The sequence below is a fragment of the Tissierella sp. genome (assembly GCF_031460495.1).
GTDB lineage: Bacteria > Bacillota > Clostridia > Tissierellales > Tissierellaceae > JAVKTS01.
This window is the reverse complement of the sequence record NZ_JAVKTS010000006.1, coordinates 89,478-109,266: the sequence shown is the minus strand read 5'-3', so window position 1 is coordinate 109,266 and position 19,789 is coordinate 89,478. Positions and strand designations below refer to the sequence as shown.

Sequence of the window (19,789 nt, the reverse complement as noted above, 5' to 3'; positions counted from 1 at the left end):
TATGGGTATGAAGAAAATATCAATAATAGCATTAATATTAGTAATAGCAATGAGTTTGACTGCATGTGTAAATGATGAGCAAAAACTTTTTAATGCTTTTAGCAAGATGCAAGACATATCTTCAATGGATTCAAGTTCAGAAATTAGTTTTAATTTAAATGCAGAAGGTTTCCCAGAAGACCAGCAAGCAAACATAGAACAAGTAATGGCATTAATCAATATGTCAAAACTTACATTAAAACAAAGAATGGTACAAAATGAAGATAAGACAGTTGCTAAAGCTAAGGTGGATATGAATTTAAATGTTCAAGGTTTAATCAATGAAGACATAAGTATATGGGTTGATACAGATATGTCTGGCGATAGTCCTGAAATATTTGAAGTTATCAAGATTCCAGCCATGCTAATGGGTTTTATTACACCAGATCCTGCTAAGGAATACTTAGTATATGATATGAGTGAATTGATGAATTCTACAAGTGAAGAAATTAACTTCAATGAGCTGATGGAATGGAGCAAGGAATTACAACCTAAGATGGAAGAATATTTTAAAGACATGGTAGAGAAATTTAAACCAGGATTTGAAATAGTAAAAGAAAAAGAAAAAAGAATTGTTGATGGAAAAAATTTAACTATCTATGAATTAACAATAGACGACGCTGAATTAAAAGATTTAATAAGATATACAGGAAACTACTTCATGGATGATGAAGATACAATGGAATTTATAAAAGAATACATGGATGTAGTCATAAACATGGTAAATCTTCCAGAAGAAGAAAAAGCAGCAGCTATAGAAGAAATTAATGCGGAATTAGAAAAAATCGAAAAAGAAATGCCAAATATCAAAGCAAAATTCAATACATTTATGGATACTTATAAAGATGTAACCATACTAGGAGAAAAAGGTATTGTTATAGAATTTGGTATTAACGAAAAAGGATATATTACTCATGAAGCAGGTACTATTGATTTCAGAATAGATATTGGACAAATAGCTAAACTTTTAGGAGAAGAAGCAAAAGGTGTATTAAACTTAGAAATCAACTACAAGTCAAGAGCTTACAATATCAATAACAAAGTAATAAGAGTAGAATTACCAAAAGTAGATGAGAATAATTCAATTGATGTGATGCAAATGTTAGAAGCACAAATGACAAATATGAATGACTTCATGCCAGTAGAAACAGAAGCAGAACCAACACTAGAAGCACCACAACTACCATAGGAAATAACTTCTAAAAAAGAACACTCCACTAGAGTGTTCTTTTTTCTTGTAAAATCTATATATTATTAGTAAAATAGAGATGAGGTGAAATTTTATGGACAATAGACCAATTGCAGTATTTGATTCAGGTATTGGTGGGTTAACAGTATTAAATGAAATAATGGAACAATTACCAGGTGAGGATATAATATACTTTGGAGATACAGCTAGAATTCCCTATGGAACTAGATCAAAAGAAACAGTAATCAAGTATGTAAAAGAGTCCTTCAAGTTTTTAATGACTAAGGGTATAAAGGCTATAGTAATAGCCTGTAATACAGCATCTGCCTTAGCCATGGAAGAAGCTAAGGAAGAGTTTGATATTCCAATCATAGGAGTAGTAGAACCAGGAGCTTTTGCTGCCGCTGCATGTACTAAGAATAGGACAATAGGCGTAATTGGTACAGAAGGCACAATAAACTCCGATTCCTATCAGAAAAAAATAAGAAAATTGCTACCTAGTTCTGAGATAATTGGGGTATCATGCCCGTTATTTGTTCAAATAGTAGAAGAAGGCTGGGAGAATTCAGATGTAGCATATCTAGCTGCGCAAAAATACTTATTAGAATTAAAAGAACATAATATAGATACTTTAGTATTAGGATGCACACATTATCCAGCCCTAAGATATACCATAGGCAAGGTAATGGGTGATAAAGTGACCTTAGTAAATCCAGCTTACGAAACAGCAAAATTAACAAAAAACATCCTAAAGGAACAAGGACTACTTAATGAAAAGCTAGAAGATGGAATATACAAATACTATGTAAGTGATGATCCAGAGAAATTTAAGAGAATTGGTGGAAATATGATCAGAAAACAAATAGGAATAACTGAAAAAGTAGTATTAGATGTTTAATATTAGGCACGGGAGTGCCTAAAAATTGGCAATTACTGCCCAAAATTAAGCACCAAAGGAGGAATTAAGTTGAAGGATTTGTTTTTTCGAGAAAATATAATTGAAATTTTAGATTATCTAGAAGAAGGAGTTCATGTAATAGATAAGAATGGGATAATTGTATATTACAATAAGTTTGCTCAAGGCATAGATGGAATAGATAGAGACAAGGTAGTAGGCAAACATTTACTTGAAATATATCCATCCCTTACAGAAGAAACAAGCACATTGCTTACTGTTATACGAACTGGAGAACCCATTTATAAAGAAGAGCAAACCTTTCTAAATTATAAAGGAGAAAAAATTACAACTATAAACTCATCCATTCCAATTACTAGCAGGGGAAAGATACTTGGTGCTCTGGAAATATCAATAGATATTACAACAGTAAGAGAAATGTCAGAAAAGATAGTAGATCTTCAAAGTAAACTATACAGTAGCAAGAAAGAAAAGAAATCACTAAATGAGGATAAGGAGTCAGCTCTATTTACATTGCAAGATATAATAGGAGAAAACAAGGAAATTCTTAGGCTAAAAAATCTTGCCCTAAAGGCTGCAGAATCAGATGTTTCCGTATTAGTATCTGGAGATACAGGAACTGGAAAGGAGCTATTTGTACACTCCATACACAATTCAAGCCCAAGAAGATCTAAGCCATTTATCACACAAAACTGTGCAGCGCTGCCAGCAAACCTATTAGAAGGAATTCTTTTTGGGACAATCAAAGGAGGATTTACTGGAGCGGAAGATAGACCTGGATTATTTGAACTAGCAAATTTTGGTACCTTATTTTTAGATGAAATCAACTCCATGCCCCTAGAATTACAATCAAAGCTACTTAGAGTATTGCAAGATGGCACAATTAGGAGAGTAGGAGCAACAAATACCAAAATCGTTGATGTTAGAATAATTGCAGCAACAAATGTTTTACCAGAGGAAGCAGTAGAAAAGAGGCAGCTAAGAAGAGACCTTTACTATAGATTAAATGTAGTTTCCTTTGAAATACCATCCCTTAGGGAAAGAAAAGATGACATTCCAATACTTTCAAATTATTTCCTAGATAAGTTCAATAGAAAGTTTGATAAGAATGTAAAAGGCATATCAAAGGAAGTCCTAGACATATTTCACAATTATGAATGGGATGGTAATGTAAGAGAACTAGAACATCTAATTGAAGGAATAATGAGTATCAATGATGTAGAAAACATAACATTGGAAGAACTGCCATATAAATTTAGACAATATAAGAAGAACACTAATATATATGAATCATCTCTAAATGAAATCATGGAAGAAACAGAAAGAACCCTAATTAAAGAAGCTTTAAATAAAACAGATAACAACATAACCAAAACAGCAGAACTACTTAAGATTCCAAGACAAACACTCCAATATAGAATATCAAAGTTAGGAATTTAAATTAATCAATTGCCCGGAGCGGGACAGATGGACAGGAGTACTGTCCCATTCAAAAGACAAAAAAGCATCTCCGTTACTTCGCCCAAAATCCGGCACCAATCTTCTGGTAGAAATAGTATACTTTCTATTATTTCACTAGAAAAATACCAGAATAAGAACAATAAATTGAAAAAAACCCTAAAACATTGTATTTTTATTCACAATTTATAATATTTAATTCTAAATTGGCTGTATCCTAACTTTGGCATGAATGTTGCATTAATTAATCATGGTGAATTAAGTAAATAAATAAAATTCAATAATATTTAGGAGGAATGTCAAATGAAAAAAGGAAATCCATATGGTACACACAGGGTTATTGAACCAAAGGGAGTGTTGCCACAACCAGCATTAAAAATTGACAACGATATGGAGATTTATGACAACGAAATACTTATTGACGTACAAACATTGAACGTAGACTCAGCAAGCTTTACACAAATTAAAGAGCAAGCTAAGGGAGACATAGAAGAAATCAAGAAAATAATGAAGGGCATTGTAGCAGAAAGAGGTAAACACCAAAACCCAGTTACAGGCTCAGGCGGAATGTTAATTGGTACAGTAGAAAAAATTGGACCAGCTTTAGAAGGAAAAATAGATCTTAAAGTTGGAGACAAAATTGCTACATTAGTATCATTATCACTTACACCACTTCGCATAGACGAATTTAAAGAAATCAGATCAGATGTTGACCAAGTAGATATAGTTGGAAAAGCTATACTATTTGAATCAGGAATCTACGCTAAAATTCCGTCAGATATGCCAGAAAACTTAGCATTATCAGTATTAGATGTAGCTGGAGCACCAGCCCAAACAGCAAAATTAGTTAAACCTGGAGATACAGTTGTAGTAATAGGTGGAACAGGTAAATCAGGTATGCTTTGTCTATACGAAGCAAAGAAAAGAGCAGGAGTTACAGGTAAAGTTATCTGCATAGGCTCAAGAGATACTACAATTCAAAGATGTAAAGATGCTAATTTAGCAGATGTATATATTAAAGCTAATGCAACAGATGCAGTAGAAATCCTTGAAAAAGTTTCAGAAGCTACAAATGGAGAATTAGCTGATGTAGTAATCAATACAGTAAATATACAAAATACAGAAATGTCATCAATCCTAATCTGTAAAGATGATGGAGTAGTATACTTCTTCAGTATGGCTACAAGCTTTACAAAAGCTGCTTTAGGAGCAGAAGGAGTAGGCAAGGATGTAAACATGATAGTAGGAAACGGATATACAAAAGGACATGCAGCAATATCATTAGAACTAATGAGAGAATCAGCAGAACTAAGAAAAATATTCACAGAACTATACGCGTAGGGACAGAGGGACAGGAGTACTGTCCCACATGGAGCAGAGGGGCAGTCCCCTTTGCATCACTATTCACTGTTAGTTATTAACTAAAATATAAGGGGGTTAATTAAGTGAGACATTATAAAGAAATTGAAATTTGGAAAAATGTAACCGAAGAAGAATGGAATGACTGGAAATGGCAAGTAAGAAACAGAGTTACAGATGTAGATACATTAAGAAAAATTATTAACTTAACAGAAGAAGAAGAGAAAAACATTGGTACAGTAATGGAAAAATTCAGAGTAGGTATTACACCTTATTATGCTTCTTTAATGGATCCAGATGATCACAACTGCCCAGTTAGAATGCAAGCAGTTCCTACTTTAATGGAAACTCATATCAGTGAATCTGACCTAGAAGACCCATTACACGAAGACGAAGATTCACCAGTACCAGGAATAACTCACAGATACCCAGATAGAGTATTATTCCTTATAACTGACCAATGTTCAATGTACTGCAGACATTGTACTAGAAGAAGATTTGCAGGACAAAATGACATGGGAGTACCTAGAGATAGAATAGACGCATGTATTGAATATATTAGAAATACTCCACAAGTAAGAGATGTATTACTTTCAGGTGGAGATGCATTATTAGTTGGAGATGATGTATTGGAATATATCATCAAAAAACTAAGAGAAATACCTCATGTAGAAATAGTGAGAATAGGAAGTCGTACGCCTGTAGTATTACCACAAAGAATTACAGATGATTTAGTAAATATGCTAAAGAAATATCATCCAATTTGGTTAAATACTCACTTTAATCATCCAAAGGAAATTACTCCTGAATCAGCAGCAGCTTGTGCAAAGTTAGCAGATGCAGGTATTCCATTAGGAAACCAATCAGTACTTCTAAGAGGAATCAACGATTGTCCACATATAATGAAGGATTTAGTACATGGATTAGTTAAGATGAGAGTAAGACCTTATTACATCTATCAATGTGACCTTTCCATGGGAATTGAGCATTTTAGAACAAAAGTATCAAAAGGAATTGAAATAATTGAAGCATTAAGAGGACATACATCAGGATATGCAGTACCTACATTTGTAGTTGACGCACCTGGTGGAGGAGGAAAAACTCCAGTAATGCCTCAATATATAATTTCTCAATCACCTACTAAGGTAGTACTAAGAAACTTTGAAGGTGTAATCACAACTTATACTGAACCACAAATACTAGAAGAACCATGTAAATGTGATATTTGTACAGGTAAGAAAAAACCATTGATCACTGGTGTAGCAGAACTATTACAAGGACCAGAAGTAAAATCAATGGAACCAAATGATTTAGCAAGACACAAAAGACACAACTAAAACACAGTGAAGGACCTCAGGGTCCTTCACTGAATAAGGAGGTTTTTCAATGCTAGAACTAATAAATGGTAAATACAAAATAGTATCCATAGTAGGAATGGCTAAAAATAGTGGAAAGACAGTATCTCTAAACCATTTAATAGGTGAAGCAATTGATGAAGGAGTATCTATTGGAATTACATCTATTGGTCGTGATGGCGAATCCTTAGATATTGTAACTGAAACAGAAAAGCCTCGTATATTCCTAGATGAAGGATCTTTTATTGCAACATCAACAGGTATGTTAGAACTTGGAGATGCTAATATAGAAATACTAAAAGTAACAGATTACAGAACACCCCTTGGTGATATAATAATAGGCAAAGTAAAAGATGGGGGCTATGTGCAAATAGCAGGCCCCCAGCGCCTATCTGAAATAAAAGCAGTTTGTGATATGATGCTAAGCCTAGGTGCGAAGTTTACAATAATAGACGGAGCATTAGACAGGTTGTCTCAAGCAGCTCCAGCAATATCAGAGGCTACAATTTTAGCTACAGGTGCAGTATTATCTAGGGATATGAATAAAGCCATAGAGGAAACAATCCATGTAGTCAATACCTTAGGACTCTCTACCATAGAAGATCAGACAGCAAGAGATAGCATTAGAGAGTTAATAGAGGACAACCAATTAGCAGTAATAGATGAAAATAATAATATAGATAAAATCCAATTAAAAACAGCCTTAAATGCAGGCCATATAATTGGTGATCACCTAAAGGATAACTCAAGATATTTAGTTATTCCAGGTTCTTTAGTCAATGGTACATTAGAGGATTTGACTAGATCAACAAGAAAATATAAAAACATAGATATTGTAATTCGTGATGGAACAAGGATATTTATAGAACCTAGAGATTGGCTAAAGTTCATGAAACAAGGTGTTAGAATAAAAGTATTAGACCCAATCAATCTGATTGGTATAACATTAAATCCTTATGCACCACAAGGATATTACTTTGAGCCAGTAGATTTTTTAGCAAAAATGAAATCCTACATTAACACTATCCCAGTAATGGATTTAATATTAGGTGGTGAATAATATGAGATTTATGGATGAAAGTACAAAAGAATCTTTAGATTTTCAATATATATTAAATAAAATATCTACTCTTACACCATACGGAATGATGTATAAAAGTAGATTAAAGGAATTTGAAGTCCACAGAAAGAATGAATTGATGGAAGAATTAGATAAACTTGAAAAGTTTATTCCATTAGTTGAAAACAAGGACATAAGAAGGGAGTTTAACAATATCTTTGCTCATATAAAGGATTTAAGAACCTCGGTGAAAAGAACAATGGAGGGCTTTATTCTTACAGAAGTTGAGCTATTTGAGATTAAAAACTTTCTTTTTTTAGTTAAAGACTTAGACTTATTAATAAAACAAAATAATATTCCAGTATTTGATGATACTGAAATAAGACCAATACTATCTCTAGAGAAAGCCCTAGACCCTGAGAACACAGGGATATCAACCTTTTATATATATGATGCATATTCAATGGAATTAAGAGATATAAGAGAGAAAAAAAGGAACGCAGATAAAGAAATAAAGCTAGAGAAAAAAGAAATAAAGGAAAAGATAAAGGATGAACTAAATATCGACCTAAGACCCGATTCTTCCATTGTCATACCAAAGGATAGAAAGGATTTAATTGAGAAAGTAGAAGAGTATCCTTATCTTACTTATGTATCAGAAACCTATATGAACATAAAATTCGCTATTAAGCCTTCGGAAAAAATGACCTTGCTTGAAAGACAAATCCTCATCTTAAAGGATAGAGAAGAAAAAGAAGAACTAAGAATAAGAGAAGAATTGTCCAAGGAAGTAAATAAGAGAAGGAAAGAAATCTTTAGAAATATGTCCCATATAGGAAAATTAGACTTAATATTAGGAAAAGCAAAATTTGCTTTAGATATAGATGGTATAAAACCACAAATAACTGAAGAACATAGTGTAGAAATTCAAGATGGAATCCATCCCAAGGTAGCAGATTTCTTAAAGACTAAGGGACTAAGCTTTACACCTATATCTATAGCCCTAAGAGAAGGAGTAGCCTGTATCACAGGAGCTAATATGGGAGGAAAGACCATCAGCTTAAAACTAGTAGGGCTATTGTCAGCCATGGCACAATATGGACTTTTTGTTCCAGCTAAATCTATGAAACTAGGACTTAATAATTTTATTAAATCCTCCATAGGAGATATGCAATCAACTGACTCAGGACTTTCCACCTTCGGGGGAGAGATCAAAATAGTTGGAGAAGCCATATCAATGGCAGATGAAAAGGGCATAATCCTCATAGATGAATTAGCAAGAGGCACAAATCCAGAGGAAGGCTATGCAATATCAAAGGCAATCGTAGCATATCTCAAGGAGAAAAAATCAATTACATTACTAACTACCCATTATGATAATGTGGCTAATTTAGATAATGTAGCCCACCTCCAAGTAGTAGGACTATCCAAATTGGACTTTGGAGACCTAGCACTGGAAATCTCCAAAGAAGATAAATTGGACATAATCAATAAACATATGGACTACAGACTAAAAGTAGTAAAAAACCAAGAAGAAGTCCCCAAAGACGCACTAAACATAGCAAGAATAATGGGACTAAATAAAGAAGTGCTTAAGCTAGCAGAAAGTTTTTTAAAATAATGGGACAGAGGGACAGGAGTTGTGTCCCACATGTCCTTCCACAAGACTTCAAAGAAAGTGAGGTAATAAACTATGTCAAAATTAAATCTTGATCAAAAATTAATTGATAGCTCAAGAAATGCAGCTAAAAATATTGCAGATGAAGTGCAAAAATTCATAGATGGACATACAACTGTTGCAACAGAGCGAACAATAGTCAGACTTCTAGGAATAGATGGAGTAGATGAAATAGAAAAACCACTTCCAAATGTTGTTGTAGACAATATAAAAGAAGGTGGAGGCCTTGAAAGAGGTGCTGCATACTGGATAGGAAACGCAGTAGTAAACACAGGACTTACACCTCAAGAAATCGCTGAGAAAATAGCAACAGGTGAAATAGACATTACAAGACTTCCAGCCCAAGATGAAGCTAAAATCAAAGAAACTATATATGAAATGGCAGAAAAAACAGTAGCTAAAATCAAAGCAAACAGAGAAAAAAGAGAAGAATATCTAAATACAATAGGTGAAGGTGCAAAACCATATCTATATGTAATAGTAGCTACAGGAAATATCCACGAAGATATAGTTCAAGCACAAGCAGCAGCTCGTCAAGGAGCAGATGTTATTGCAGTTATCAGAACTACAGGACAATCCTTGCTTGACTATGTACCATATGGTGCAACAACAGAAGGTTTTGGTGGAACTTATGCTACCCAAGAAAACTTCAAACTAATGAGAGCAGCATTAGATGAAGTAGGAGAAGAAGTAGGCAGATATATTAGATTATGTAACTATTGCTCAGGACTTTGTATGCCAGAAATAGCTGCCATGGGAGCAAGCGAAAGACTTGATATGATGTTAAATGATGCATTATACGGAATCTTATTTAGAGATATCAATATGCAAAGAACCTTAGTAGACCAATATTTCTCAAGAATAATCAATGGTTACGCTGGAATCATCATCAACACTGGAGAAGACAATTACTTAACTACAGATGATGCAGTAGAAGCAGCCCATACAGTATTAGCTTCACAATTTATCAATGAACAATTTGCATTAAAAGCTGGAATACCAGAAGAACAAATGGGACTAGGCCATGCATTTGAAATGGAGCCAGGCGTAGAAAATGGATTCTTACTTGAATTATCTCAAGCTCAAATGGCAAGAGAAATATTCCCTAAAGCACCACTAAAGTACATGCCTCCAACAAAATTCATGACAGGAAATATATTTAAAGGACATGTACAAAATGCATTGTTCAACATGGTATCCATAATGACAAACCAAGGAATTCAATTACTAGGAATGTTAACAGAAGCAATCCATACACCTCATTTACATGATAGATATCTATCCATTGAAAATGCTCAATATATCTTCAATAATGCTAGAAACTTAGGAGATGAGATAGAATTTAAGGAAGGCGGAATGATTCAATCAAGAGCACAAGAAGTCCTAAAAAATGCAGAAGCTCTTCTTACTCAAATAGAAAAAGAAGGATTATTCCAAACTATAGAACAAGGTAAATTTGGTGGAGTAAAAAGGTCACGAACAGGTGGAAAAGGATTAGACGGAGTAGCTAAAAAGGACTCAGGTTACTTAAATCCATTTATTGAATTGATGCTTGGAGGTGACAAATAATGGTGGAAATTGCAAAGGTAGATTTAACAAATATAAAACCATATGGAGATACAATGAATGACGGTATGGTGCAAATGGGATTTACACTTCCAGTACCAGCAAGCGATGAAGCATCAGAAGCAGCTCGTCAACTAGCTAGAAAAATGGGATTTGATGAACCAGCAGTAGTATATTCAAAAGACTTAGGCATAGGATACACTTACTTTGTAGTATATGGTAAAACTACTCATACAGTAGACTTTACAAAAATTGAAGTTCCAAAGGTAGATGTAGATGTACTATCTAAAGAAGCCGTAGAAGAATACATTAAAGATAACATTAAGAGAAAAGTAGTTATAGTAGGGGCTTGTACAGGTACAGATGCCCATACAGTAGGAATAGACGCTATTATGAACATGAAGGGATATGCAGGCCATTTTGGTCTAGAAAGATATGAAGGCGTAGATGCATATAACCTAGGCTCACAAGTGCCTAATGAAGAATTAGTAGCAAAGGCAATAGAGTTAAATGCTGATGCAATAATAGTATCCCAAGTAGTTACACAAAAAGATGTTCACATACCAAACCTTACTCAACTAGTAGAACTACTAGAAGCAGAAGGCCTAAGAGATAAAGTAGTATTAGCTTGTGGAGGACCAAGGATCAGCCATGAATTAGCCAAAGAACTAGGTTATGACGCAGGCTTCGGAACAGGCTCCTACGCAGAAGATATAGCAACATTTGTAGTAACAGAAATGGTAAACAGAGACTTAGTATAACAATTTCCAATAAGTTTAAAAATTGGTGCCAGGCACCGATTTTTAAACTTATTTTTTATTGACTACTCTCCTAATAAATAGTAATATTAAATTATAAATGACTGCGGTCATTGAAAGGAGGGGTAATATGTGTTCATCTAAGTTAAAAAGGTCTCTTAATATGATTTTAGTCGCATGTATCTTAATTCAATCCATTGTCATAAATGCATATCCCATGGCAAATCCAGCCATGGCTGAAGGGGTAAGCTCTTTTGAAGTAGATTATAGGAGTCTCATAAGTTATGAATTAGAGGAAAATATCTATGCAGATTATGATACTAGCCATAGCACAGTAGTCAAATTTAAACTAAACAATCCCGCTACCCAAGATATTTCCTTTGACTACAAAATATACTCAGGTAGCGGAAGTAATGAGCATTTTTCTGCCATAGAAGAGGGAACTATTATTTTTGCAGCAGGAGAAACAGAAAAATCACTGGATATAGAAGTTTATAGACTAGTGAATAATCCTGTTGAATTTGGAAATATATCCAATCCAAGTCAGTTTTGGACTAAGGATAGAGTATTCTATGTAAATTGCAGCAATATTGAAAATGCCCTTTTTTACAATGAAAAGCCAAATATGACTATTCCTATAAGAATTCAAAATCAACTTGATTTAACCGAATCTTATAATAATGCTAAAGAAACATATTTAGTCGACCTATCTAAATTAACTGATGTAGAAGAATTCCCAGAAAGCCCAGGTAAATATTTCAACAATAGTGATACCATGTATATTGCCAATGACACAAAAATAGAAGGAGACCTTAGAACTATCATAGATCTAGGTGTATTTTCTCATATAAATCTACCTATTGGATTTTTTCATAATGAGAATGAAGCCCCAGAAAATCCAGAAGATCCAGAAACAATTGGAGATGTTAGTTTTATCATCGGTACAGATTTTATAGATAGAATTTCTTTTTCAAAGAATATTTCAATCCTTAACAATAATATAACTGATTTTAATCTAGGCACTATTGAAATAGAAGAAATAAACCTAGGACCAGCTAGAGAGCCTAATGTAATGATTAGCTCCATATACAGTCATTTTGATTATTCAACAGTAACAGAGGCTGTTTATACTTATTTCAATGATGCAAATAATAATTATATAGAAAAGCAAATTAATTTTATAGATATAATCAATCCTTATGTAAAGGAAATTTCTTCCCCTAGTGATACATTTTATTATGGAGAGAATATTCCTATAACCATAGAATATAATGAGCCAGTATTAGTGGATGATATCAGTATAAAAGTCAATGATAGAATCCTATATCCCGTAGAAAGAGATGGAACTATCTCTAATGAAGTTAGTTTTTTACTTGAAATAGAAGACAAGGATGATTTCATATTAATAGATGGTTTCCCTTCTTATATAGAAGTGACAGATGTAATAGGAGCAATAGATTTAGCTGGAAATCCACAAGATGAAGCATACAGCACACAATTATTTGAATCTACATTTGCTTCTTTTGATCCAGCAAAATCCTTAGTATACTTTGCAAATACTAATATAAACATAATCAACAATGGAATGGAACCCAAAGGTGAGGTAATCATATCCATAGCAGATAATTATGACCTAACTAGTTGGCTGGGAGCCAATACCAATGGAGATGGAGTAATACCTAATATCAAGGCAAGGGTCATAGGAAATGATGGAGATCCCACTTTTGTGGATCTATATTACCATGAAAGTCATCTGGGTAATGAACTTAGAGGTGAATTTAACCCGCCTCAAAATCTATCAGATGAAAATAACTACTATATTACAGAAATATATTTTAAAGAGAATGTGACTGATGAAATCAAGCTTGTATATCCCTTGCTAAAGGAATATACAATCTTACCAATTATATATATAGATGATCCTAGTGACTTGGAAATCCTATATACTAACTGGCCGTCAACTAATAGAATTTCTGCCGATAATGAAGATCTTATTTCATTAAATTATAATGTAAAAAATAATGCAACATGGCAAGATTCAACAGATTTCCAGTGGTCAAGTAAAGATGAAAGCATTGCAACTATTACTAATAATGGTAATATCCTTTTGACAGGAAAAATTGGGATTGTTGAATTTACATTGACAGCACTAAATGGTGGAATAAGTGGCAAGGAATTTAGTATTCATAGCAAGACCTTAGAAGTATTAAACCCTAGTACTACATTTTTGACTATACCTAGTAGTGGAAAAAACATTGAAATCACCAAAGGTAATAATGCGATTGTATATTATGCTACTAATATAGTTGAGAACAATGAACTATATGGAGGCAATGGAACTAAAACAAGATTTAATTATAATTTATATGAGGCAAAATATATAGATGAAAATCTTATAAAAGGAGATTTAGTTCATACAGAAAGCCTAGATGCTACAACAAATGAAAATCTAACCTCCTATACTATTAATAATGAGTATCTTGTAAACACATCGAAACTAGGTAAATTTAGCTATATATTAGAGATATCTTCAACAGAGTTAGCAACAGGTAGAATACTATCAGCAGCTGCTAATATTGCTGTAAAATATCCCAATGTAAAGGCAATATTATATAAACCTACTAATTTTTATACAACAGATGAACATAATTATATAGATGCAAGATTTAAAATAGATAATTTTAATGAGGAAACCCAGTTTGATCTATCTATAACCAAAAATAGTGAAGATGTACCATTCTTTACTACGACTAATCCAGCAGATATAAACATAGAACTCCCCATAAATATAGATTCAGTAGAAAGATCTAGACTTGTAGATATCTACACTATAGTATTGAAAGCAAAAAATGAGTCTAGTGAAACCTTCTCCTATGATTCTTATATTTTGTATGTATATAATTCAAATGCCCTTAAAATAATGGCAGGAGATAGGCATATTGATACTTTATATTTAAATAATAATCATATGTTTTCAACTATGACATCAGAAGAAATACTAGCTCTAAATAGAAAAATAACCTTAAGAGAAAATATAAGCATAAATAATAAAGAATACAAATGGAGTAGTCTTGCAGATAAGATTGTATGGCAGGTAGAAGATAACAATAAAATATCTCTTAAGTATAATGATAGTGGTGTTTATAAAGAGATAGATAACTCAAATATTGGTTTTTTGCCAGGGCTTGAGTTTTTGTTAGAAGGAGTATCAAGTGGAAATACATCTATAACAGCTACTCATAGCTTAACGGGAATGAAAACAAGCTTAAATGTAGAAATTGATAAATCTGAGGATAAGCTATTTATATTTCAGGTTTATCCAGCCCAAGAAGCTAGAGTATATTATACAAATGGAGATAATCAGAATAAATCACAGAAAACTGACGAAAAAGGTAGAATAGCCATATATGAGGAAAATGACATCAGCAGCAGTGTAACCTTTACTCCAAAGGATACAAATCTTTATGAGCCTGTTGTAATTAGCAATAGTCAGATAAAAGCTAACCAAAAGTCCACAAATGAATTTGGACTATATCCTCAAACTATAGTAAACTTCTCACCGGTACAGTATAAGGCTGCCATAAAATTATATAATAGAGATACTAATATAACTTATTTGGGAGATATAAAGATCAAGGGTGGAGTATATAGAAATGGGGTTTATTGCCCAGATGCAAAAATTAATGGGGTTAGTGGAAAGCTAGAGCAAACTATTAGTAAAAATGAATTTGAATTCTTTGCTTTAAACTTCAATCCCAATGAATTCATTAATAAAACTGATACTAGTTCCATAACTGTAAAGGATAATATTGAATATGTAATTGAAGTAACATTTCCAGATGGATCATATTTTCCGGTGATAATAAAAATAGATAATGATACCATAAGACAAAGCAAATTTATACCTTATGGAGCCATAGCCTATAAATCCATTGAAAAAATAAATACTAATAACTTTAGCGACAACATGATATTCTATCAAACTATAAACATTAATGGTAAGGTAGAAGGTGTAGATGGTGCAATAAATATTATAGAAAAAGCAGATAGTGCAATATTTACTATGGAAATGGCAATTGAAGGAGATAAGAAGAAAAATTACGATATTCAATTAACTGATGAAAGAAACAACTCAACTTTAGTTGCAGAAACAACACAATATTCCTACGAATTTACTGATACTATTTTAGTTAAAAGTGATTTTCATATGGAAGACTATCTTAAGGGCCTCAAGGATTTGGATAAGGTAAGGATGTATTTAAAACTTAAGATATCAGACAATACAAGTACAAAGGAAATAAAATTATCAGATTCATTAATAGTTAATACTTTAATAGATGTACCTAAGATGGATGACTATCTAGTAGAAGAAATTGAAGATATTGCAGGAGATTTTCAAAACACAATTATGTCCCCCTCAAACCTTAACTCTGGATTAAGCGGGACTGTGAAGGACACCTTAGATTTTCTATCTTTATATGGAATTAATACAAGTTCCATTAGACTTGAAGTTCAACCTACAGATAATCCTCTAGTATATAAAGGTATGATTAAATTTGCCGTAGGAGATTTGACTAGAGAAAATCCGTCAGGAGTATTTCTAGAGGATACTGGTAAAGATGAAAAACTTAGCTTTATGCCTGAAATTAGTGATTTAAAGTCTATTAAAAAGGGAGATTATTTACAGAAAAGCAAGTCAACCATGGAGTCAAGTAAGAAAAAACATGGTGGATTTAGTAAGACCTATGGTGGAGGAGCTTATTTAGAATCGGAAATTTACTATGATTTACAGGATAAAGAATGGAAAATGATTCTTTTAAATTCTGATGTGTATCTGGGAGCAGGAGGAACCTACAGTATGGTCGTAAATTCTTGGGTTGGTCCAGTTCCAGTAACCGCAGAATTTATAACAGGATTTACAGCTCAAGTTGGAAGGAAAAACATAGTTTACGACTATTATTGGGATGAAGAAGAAAATGCATATTATTCTACTAGAGATTATATAACAGAGCTTCGCCCATACTTCTATGTCTATGGCTTTGGAGGCTTAGGGGCAGATTATAAAGTTGCCAGTCTAAAACTAGGACCATATGGACAAATAGACTTAGATCAACAATATCTATGGTTAAATGGAATTAGCGGAGAAAAGAATGGTCAAAGGCTGACTATAGCAGGGGAAACAGGAATTAAATTCACCTGCAAAATTGCCTTCGTTAAATATTCAAAGAAAATAAAAATAGCAGAAGCAAGTAAGACTTGGAAATTTAATAAGTTTGATGAAATCAGCAAACTATATACCTCTAAAACAGGCAAATCTATGTTAATGAGATATGCAGAGGATGATGAAAATTATTACTATATGGAAATAGAGCCTCTAGATGAGACAGTTAAATTTGAAGATAGATCCTATTTAGAAAACTATAATAGATCATGGTATAACTCACTGAGAAGAATGACTTCTACTGGAGAAAATATGACCATATTACAAACAAATGCCTATCCTTATTCAAACCCTGTATTTACAGATGATGGGATGATTATGGCATATCTAAGTGATAGTAATAGTACTAATATAAATGATACAGCTGTGTACTTTACAAGGAAATCTGGAGAATATTATTCTCCAGGTAATGAAATAAATCCATCAGAATATGGGGATATGGATTTAGTAATAGATGGAACTGAAGAAGGAGCTGTACTTGCCTGGACAAGAGTAATGGATAAAATAGAAGACGCTGGTGAAGAAGCAACTGATGAGGATATTTATAATATACTAGGAAAAGCTGAAATAATGGTCAGTAGCTATGATGGAGATATTATAACTACATATCAGCTAACGGAAAACTATAGTGCTGATATGATGCCTGTGGTGGCTACAAATGGCGAAAAATCGATAGTTGCATGGAGAAACCTAGAATCATCTATAGATAATCCATTAGACTTCAGCTCTAAGGACAATATAATGTATTCCGTCCTTGAGGGCGACAAATGGAGTGAAGCTAAGGTCTTATATGAGGGAACAGTAGATAAGGTAGGAGCCCTTAATGTAGATATGCTATCTAATGGAATATCAGCCATTACCTATGAAATTGCAATTGGAGAAACAGGGAATACAGAAGTGTTTTACGCAATTCTAGATGAAGAAGGAAATATTCTCAAAAATATTAGACTAACCAATAATGAATTGAAGGATGAAAATCCTCAAATAACATCTGTTGAATTTCCAGATAGTGAACAACGATTTATTATAGGTTGGAATACAGAAAATATAGCTGATGGCTATAGTGAAAATATAATTAAAATAGTAGCTATTAATTCCAATGGAACATTATATCCTGATTTTGAAATAGTTGCAGAAGATACTGTAGATTTAGGTAACTATACAAACTTTAAATTTACAAAGGGAGCAGATGACTTAGAGGATTTATCTATAATATGGAGTGAAATTGATAAATCATATGAGGATATCAATACCCTATATAAGGACAGCATATGGGGAAGAAAAATTATATTTGATGGTGCTAACCATATCTTAACACCTAAAATAAAGCTTTTGGAGATGGAAGATAACCATACTGTAGATTTCTCTAATGCATATATTGACGAAGCCTCAGAGGAAATTAACTTTGGTTTATTGATTTCTGATAATACAGACATGGAAAAGCCTAAGGCTAAGCTAGCCATTGCTAAAGCAAGTTATAAGAATTCAGCTATTCTAGAGGAAGTATATTTTTCATTGGAGGATGTACTACCAAATATTGACATGCCTATTAGATTTACTCTTTATAATGAAGGAATAGAGCCTATTACAGAAGTAAATATTAACATAGGTGATCAAAACTATAAGATAGAAGAGGAAATTAAGCCAGGAGAATATAAAAGAATTGTAGTACTTTATACGGTACCTGAAGTCATAGAAAATCCAAAATATAAAGTCTTATCAAATTTTTCAACATCTAGTGATATTAAAGAAGGAACACTAAAAATTGCAATCCCAGATGTTGAGATATATGATATAAAAACAATAAAAGAAAAGGACAGAGAGCGTGTTCTAAGTCTTATGTTAAAGAATAGCTCACCAGTTGATTTAGTGGCGGGAAAACATAGTATATCTATTGAGGTATATACTAGTCATGATTTTGATACTATGCCTATATTGACTGAAACCATAACTAGCTCTAAGGATTTAGATACTATAAATAATGGAATTTATGTAAAGGATATTATTTTAGATGAAGAAATATTAGAATTGATTTTAGATAAAGATGGAGAAATACCAACAGATGGATATAGAGTATTTTTCAATGTAGTCCTATATGAAGATAATAAGCCTGTAGATGATAGGGATATATACAACAATATAGATTATAAGAAAATAGAAAGCCTAATAACTAAAAATAACAAAGTAGTGTCCTTAGGAAGCTTCATGAAATCAAAGGATAATAAGACTACAGTTACAGTAGAAGCTCTAAATAATTCCATGAAGTCAATAAATAATGGTAATATAATTGTTAGCCTAAAGGATGAAAATGGCAATATTATTGAAACTAAGCAAAGCCATAGCCCTCTTAAGAATAATAGCTTAATAGAAATAATGGGAGAGGAAAGTAGCTTTACTGTATTTGATTTTAACAAGGTTGGCAGCTCCGTTGATGTAAACTTTCAAAGGATTCAGGGCCCAATAATTGACCCAGAAGATCCAAAAGAACCAAATGAGCCAGATAAACCAAATGCACCAATTAGACCAAGTACTCCAAGCGTACCAAAAAAGCCAGAGGAACCTGAGGAACCAAAAAACCCTAAAGTAGATTTAAAATTTGAAGTAATAAATAACTATAAAGATAATTTTAAAGATATTTCCCCAGGAGACTGGTTTTATGAAGCAGTTAAATTTGTATACGAAAGAGGCCTAATGATTGGCACAAGTGACAAGGATTTTAGTCCTCATATGGAAACTAGCAGGGGAATGTTCCTCACTGTTCTATATCGTATAGAAGGGGAACCAACAGTAAGACAATCCAAATTTACAGATGTAACTAAGGATAAATATTATGCAAATGCTGTTGCTTGGGGAGAAGCAAATGGAATTGTAAAAGGCATGAATGAGATGGAATTTGGTCCAAACAAGAGTATTACCCGTGAACAATTTGTACTAATCCTTTATAGATATGTACAATACAAAGGATACCCTATAAACAAAGTTGACATATCCAATTATGATGACAGCCTTGAGATTTCAGACTATGCATTGGAAGCAATGGAATGGGCAGTCAGAGAAGGACTGATAAAAGGTAGAAGCGAAAGCAGAATAGAGCCTCAAGGAAACACTACAAGAGCTGAAATGGCTACAATTCTACAAAGGTTCATTGAACAAGTATTGCTGAAATACAATTAAGTAATAAAAAGGCTAA

General features: G+C 32.9%; 10 protein-coding genes. All 10 read left to right on the top strand.

What is annotated here, in order from left to right:
• The first annotated feature begins 7 nt into the window (after positions 1-7).
• The 10 genes from RIN63_RS13440 to RIN63_RS13395 all read left to right on the top strand — a co-directional run bounded on the left by RIN63_RS13440 (position 8) and on the right by RIN63_RS13395 (position 19,773).
• Entirely contained in the window at positions 8-1,228 is a 1,221-nt protein-coding gene (locus tag RIN63_RS13440) for a hypothetical protein (protein WP_310445256.1), read from the top strand.
• Positions 1,229-1,322: 94 nt separating this feature from the next.
• Positions 1,323-2,126 carry a glutamate racemase gene (murI, locus tag RIN63_RS13435; protein ID WP_310445255.1) on the top strand — a complete coding sequence of 268 codons (804 nt, stop codon included), beginning with the start codon at positions 1,323-1,325 and terminating at the stop codon, positions 2,124-2,126.
• A gap of 69 nt (positions 2,127-2,195) precedes the next feature.
• Positions 2,196-3,584, top strand: a complete 1,389-nt coding sequence (locus RIN63_RS13430; RefSeq protein WP_310445254.1) for a sigma 54-interacting transcriptional regulator — start codon at positions 2,196-2,198, stop codon at positions 3,582-3,584.
• Positions 3,585-3,905: 321 nt separating this feature from the next.
• On the top strand, positions 3,906-4,943 hold the full coding sequence (locus RIN63_RS13425; RefSeq protein ID WP_310445253.1) for a zinc-binding dehydrogenase: 1,038 nt from the start codon (positions 3,906-3,908) through the stop codon (positions 4,941-4,943).
• Between the two features lie 104 nt (positions 4,944-5,047).
• Positions 5,048-6,298, top strand: coding sequence for a lysine 2,3-aminomutase (gene ablA, locus RIN63_RS13420; protein WP_310445252.1), 1,251 nt, complete (start codon positions 5,048-5,050; stop codon positions 6,296-6,298).
• A gap of 49 nt (positions 6,299-6,347) precedes the next feature.
• Positions 6,348-7,376 (top strand): hypothetical protein, encoded by a 1,029-nt coding sequence (locus RIN63_RS13415; RefSeq protein ID WP_310445251.1) that lies wholly within the window; start codon positions 6,348-6,350, stop codon positions 7,374-7,376.
• 1 nt (position 7,377) lies between these two features.
• A complete protein-coding gene (locus tag RIN63_RS13410) occupies positions 7,378-8,997 on the top strand; it encodes a MutS-related protein (RefSeq protein ID WP_310445250.1) in 1,620 nt (539 codons plus the stop codon).
• A 72-nt stretch (positions 8,998-9,069) separates the two neighbouring features.
• Positions 9,070-10,623, top strand: a complete 1,554-nt coding sequence (locus tag RIN63_RS13405) for a lysine 5,6-aminomutase subunit alpha (RefSeq protein ID WP_310445249.1) — start codon at positions 9,070-9,072, stop codon at positions 10,621-10,623.
• A complete protein-coding gene (locus RIN63_RS13400) occupies positions 10,623-11,381 on the top strand; it encodes an OAM dimerization domain-containing protein (RefSeq protein WP_310445248.1) in 759 nt (252 codons plus the stop codon). Before RIN63_RS13405 ends, RIN63_RS13400 begins: the two co-directional genes overlap by 1 nt.
• Before the next feature lie 127 nt (positions 11,382-11,508).
• Complete coding sequence (locus tag RIN63_RS13395; protein WP_310445247.1) at positions 11,509-19,773, top strand: S-layer homology domain-containing protein; 8,265 nt, start codon at positions 11,509-11,511, stop codon at positions 19,771-19,773.
• The last annotated feature ends 16 nt before the right edge of the window (positions 19,774-19,789 follow it).

What these genes read in the sequence shown, in the direction of transcription:
- RIN63_RS13405 (WP_310445249.1), top strand. Translation starts at nt 9,070, where the DNA reads ATGTCAAAATTAAATCTTGATCAAAAATTAATTGATAGCTCAAGAAAT.
- RIN63_RS13400 (WP_310445248.1), top strand. Translation starts at nt 10,623, where the DNA reads ATGGTGGAAATTGCAAAGGTAGATTTAACAAATATAAAACCATATGGA.
- RIN63_RS13425 (WP_310445253.1), top strand. Translation starts at nt 3,906, where the DNA reads ATGAAAAAAGGAAATCCATATGGTACACACAGGGTTATTGAACCAAAG.
- RIN63_RS13440 (WP_310445256.1), top strand. Translation starts at nt 8, where the DNA reads ATGAAGAAAATATCAATAATAGCATTAATATTAGTAATAGCAATGAGT.
- RIN63_RS13415 (WP_310445251.1), top strand. Translation starts at nt 6,348, where the DNA reads ATGCTAGAACTAATAAATGGTAAATACAAAATAGTATCCATAGTAGGA.
- murI (WP_310445255.1), top strand. Translation starts at nt 1,323, where the DNA reads ATGGACAATAGACCAATTGCAGTATTTGATTCAGGTATTGGTGGGTTA.
- RIN63_RS13395 (WP_310445247.1), top strand. Translation starts at nt 11,509, where the DNA reads ATGTGTTCATCTAAGTTAAAAAGGTCTCTTAATATGATTTTAGTCGCA.
- RIN63_RS13410 (WP_310445250.1), top strand. Translation starts at nt 7,378, where the DNA reads ATGAGATTTATGGATGAAAGTACAAAAGAATCTTTAGATTTTCAATAT.